Source organism: Pseudomonas sp. KB_15, assembly GCF_052114525.1.
Taxonomy (GTDB): Bacteria; Pseudomonadota; Gammaproteobacteria; order Pseudomonadales; family Pseudomonadaceae; genus Aquipseudomonas.
The window spans coordinates 1-3162 of record NZ_JBFREX010000095.1 but is presented as its reverse complement, the minus strand read 5'-3'; the positions used below and the strand labels follow the sequence as shown (position 1 = coordinate 3162).

At 55.6% G+C, this 3162-nt stretch carries 2 protein-coding genes and 4 tRNA genes; 5 read left to right on the top strand and 1 reads right to left on the bottom strand.

What is annotated here, in order from left to right; translation table 11 throughout:
• Positions 1-175: 175 nt before the first annotated feature.
• A complete protein-coding gene (locus tag AB4Z35_RS29805; protein WP_442101128.1) occupies positions 176-934 on the bottom strand; it encodes a hypothetical protein in 759 nt (252 codons plus the stop codon).
• A gap of 384 nt (positions 935-1318) precedes the next feature.
• Between AB4Z35_RS29805 and AB4Z35_RS29800 the strand changes: the two genes are divergently transcribed.
• The 5 genes from AB4Z35_RS29800 to AB4Z35_RS29780 all read left to right on the top strand — a co-directional run bounded on the left by AB4Z35_RS29800 (position 1319) and on the right by AB4Z35_RS29780 (position 3035).
• Positions 1319-1394: transfer RNA gene (locus AB4Z35_RS29800), tRNA-Glu, on the top strand.
• 2 nt (positions 1395-1396) lie between these two features.
• A tRNA-Gly gene (locus AB4Z35_RS29795) sits at positions 1397-1472 on the top strand.
• A 104-nt stretch (positions 1473-1576) separates the two neighbouring features.
• Positions 1577-1652: transfer RNA gene (locus AB4Z35_RS29790), tRNA-Glu, on the top strand.
• 3 nt (positions 1653-1655) lie between these two features.
• A tRNA-Gly gene (locus AB4Z35_RS29785) sits at positions 1656-1731 on the top strand.
• 593 nt (positions 1732-2324) lie between these two features.
• On the top strand, positions 2325-3035 hold the full coding sequence (locus AB4Z35_RS29780) for a response regulator (RefSeq protein ID WP_442101127.1): 711 nt from the start codon (positions 2325-2327) through the stop codon (positions 3033-3035).
• Positions 3036-3162: the final 127 nt, after the last annotated feature.

The window sequence follows — 3162 nt, the reverse complement described above, 5'->3', positions numbered from 1 at the left end:
GCTGCGAAGCAGTCGTAAAATCAGTCATTGCGGTACGTCAGGCAGGCCGCGTCAGCTGGACTCACGACTGCTTCGCAGCCGAACGCAGCCTCGCGGGCTCGGCAGCTGCTACAGATCGCATTAGCGCTTAACTGACTGGCATTACCTGTCCCGGTGGCTTTTGTGCTTTCGCCGGTCAGTCGTAGATCGCTTTCTTTTTCCAGTCCGCGTCGGCCTCGACGTCTTTGAGACCTTCGGTCAACTGGTTGACTTCGCCTTCGACCGGCGCAATGCGATCCATGACCTGGTCATTGGCGCGGGCCAGGAGTTTTTCCAGGTATTCCAGTTGCTCGGCGTAAACCTGTGGTTCCTGTTGTTTGCGCAGGTATTGCACGCCGCGCTCGAATGCCAGGCGAGCCTGTCCGGGCTGGTTCTTTTGCAGGGAGTGCTGGCCGAGGTTGTTGAAGAACTCGATGTGCAGCAGCACGAGGATGTGGCGCACTTCACGGATCCAGCGTTTGGCCTCGTTGGGGGCCAGGAAGCCGTCCTGTGCCGCGCGGGTGATTTGGCCGTGCAGGGCTTCGAGCAGGAAACGTACGTCCTTGGCCTTGGCTTCGGTCTGGATCGGTGCTGGCGGATTGTTGACCGGGATGGATTCACCCTGGCCGACAAGGACCTCCAGCTCGGCGATCCGTGCCTTGAGGTTGGCACTGGATTTTTCCAGGTTGAGCAGGCGCTGGCAGACGTTCAGTTCCAGGCGGGTCAACAACAGCTTGAGTGCCGGGGTCATCAACTGGCCGGGGAAAGTCTCGGTGATTTCGCCGCAGCGACGCAGACGATCATTGAGCTCGATCTTGGTACGGGCCTTTTCCAGCTTGTTGTTTTCCACCACATGGTTCATGTAACCAATGGCGATCAACAGTGCGATCCCGGCTACGACTAGCAGGGTGATCATGAGTGGCGTCACCGGTAAGACCTCTTTATAGGGTACGCATGCGAGTTTAGTGGCCTGGCATTCGAGCGCCCAGGCCCGCATGACGGGTTGGATCGGACATGCCTGCGCTTATATCGGCCGCAGCCCCGCTTCTATGAATGGTGGCAAGCGATGTACAGATTGCCATCACTGCTGGACTATAACGTCTTGGCGGGTGCCAGAATATAGGCGTCAAACGCCGGGCAGCGGAAAAACCGCAACGGCGCCCAAAAGCAGGGCGAAGTCATTGATTTAAATAAATTTATATCAGGGGGTTGACGACCTCTCAATCCATCCATAGAATGCGCGCCACTTGCAGCGTAAAGCACACAGCGAAACGAAGCAGGGAGTGAATGCAGTACGTGTGTCCCCTTCGTCTAGTGGCCTAGGACACCGCCCTTTCACGGCGGTAACAGGGGTTCGAGTCCCCTAGGGGACGCCAATGCGGGAATAGCTCAGTTGGTAGAGCACGACCTTGCCAAGGTCGGGGTCGCGAGTTCGAGTCTCGTTTCCCGCTCCAATTTTAAACAGCTTTGCTTTCGGGCAGGGCTGAGTGAAACCAGAACCAAGTCTTCGGATGCGGATCTGGGCACCGAAACACACACCATGTGTTCCGGGTAGCGTGTCCCCTTCGTCTAGTGGCCTAGGACACCGCCCTTTCACGGCGGTAACAGGGGTTCGAGTCCCCTAGGGGACGCCATTTGCGGGAATAGCTCAGTTGGTAGAGCACGACCTTGCCAAGGTCGGGGTCGCGAGTTCGAGTCTCGTTTCCCGCTCCATATTTAACGAAAACGCCGCTCATTGAGCGGCGTTTTCGTTTGCGCGTATAAAACCAAATTGAAAAAATGGACGTTTAACCCATTTTTTCATCCAGTGAGCTCCACTGGAAGCCACCTCCAGCCAGTGTCTACGCCCCCAGGGGGATCCACGTCTAGTCTGGCGCTGTCATTGCGCGACTGGTCCGAGTGGCTGTTTGCCAGAAGCGGCCCTTCTCGACCCGTTGAATCCACGTCGCCTTAGGGCATGCAGACCCGACCAGAAGCGGTCGGTGAAACAGGGCCGTTACTATCTCCATAAGTGGGGTATTTCACCCACCCAACCGGGCGGTTATCACCTGATTTGAGGAATATTCCCCACCTTCACCCTTTCTCTCGTTTGAAGCACTCAGAAACAGCTTGTTAATTGATTTGAACTTTTTCTTCGCCCTATTGAAATGGCTCATTAGTTGCACTCCCCCTCGGTACCCACAACAGCTGTCGTCCCGGACATCATGGAGACGACGGGGCTTGCCAGGTTCGGCATGACGTGAGGGATAAAAATGAAACGCGCGACATCACCATGCAGCTCCATCRCCTCTTATGGGGAGTATTTTATGAGTTCCATGATCAAGATTGGCATCGTTGATGATCACCCGCTGTTGAGGGATGGGGTCACAATGGCGCTGAAGAAAATAGCTGACTTTCAGGTGGTCGGGCAGGGCGGGTCTGCCGATGATGCCCTGGAGATTGCCGCTCGTTTTGCTCCGAATGTTTTGCTCATGGATGTAAATATGCCGGGCGATAGCTTTGCTGCCGTGCGAGCGATCTCAGCGTCTTCGCCAGCAGTTAAAATTTTGATGCTGACGGTATCCGAGTCCATCGAGGACGCCTATTCCGCCCTCGAAGCGGGCGCGCAGGGGTATGCGTTGAAAGGCATAAGCGGTCGTGAGCTTGTACAAGCCATCAGAAATGTTGCCGCTGGTGAAACCTTCATTACACCCAAGCTTGCCAGCAAGCTGTTAAGCAATTTCAGAACGTACGCGGGTGATAAGCAAAAGGTCGAGCTGACCCATCGCGAAGAACAAGTTATCCGGGAGGTATCGAAKGGCCTGACTAACCGCGAGGTTGCTATCAAGCTTGAGCTCTGCGAGAAGACAATCAAGCACTACATGACGAATGTCATGTACAAGCTACGCGTTCGTAACCGGACGCAGGCAGTCGCAGCAGTGAGACGGCATTGGGAGAGTGACCATATACCTGGCTTGTGCGGTGCTCTTCAACGCCGCGACTTCAATGGCAACGGTAGGACAAACAACGGGCCATAAGCGCTAATGCCAGTCAGTTAAGCAATTTCAGCYGYGACACCCTTTGTAGCAGCTGCCGAGCCTGCGAGGCTGCGTTCGGCTGCGAAGCAGTCGTAAATTCAGTCATTGCGCTACGTCAGGCAGGCCG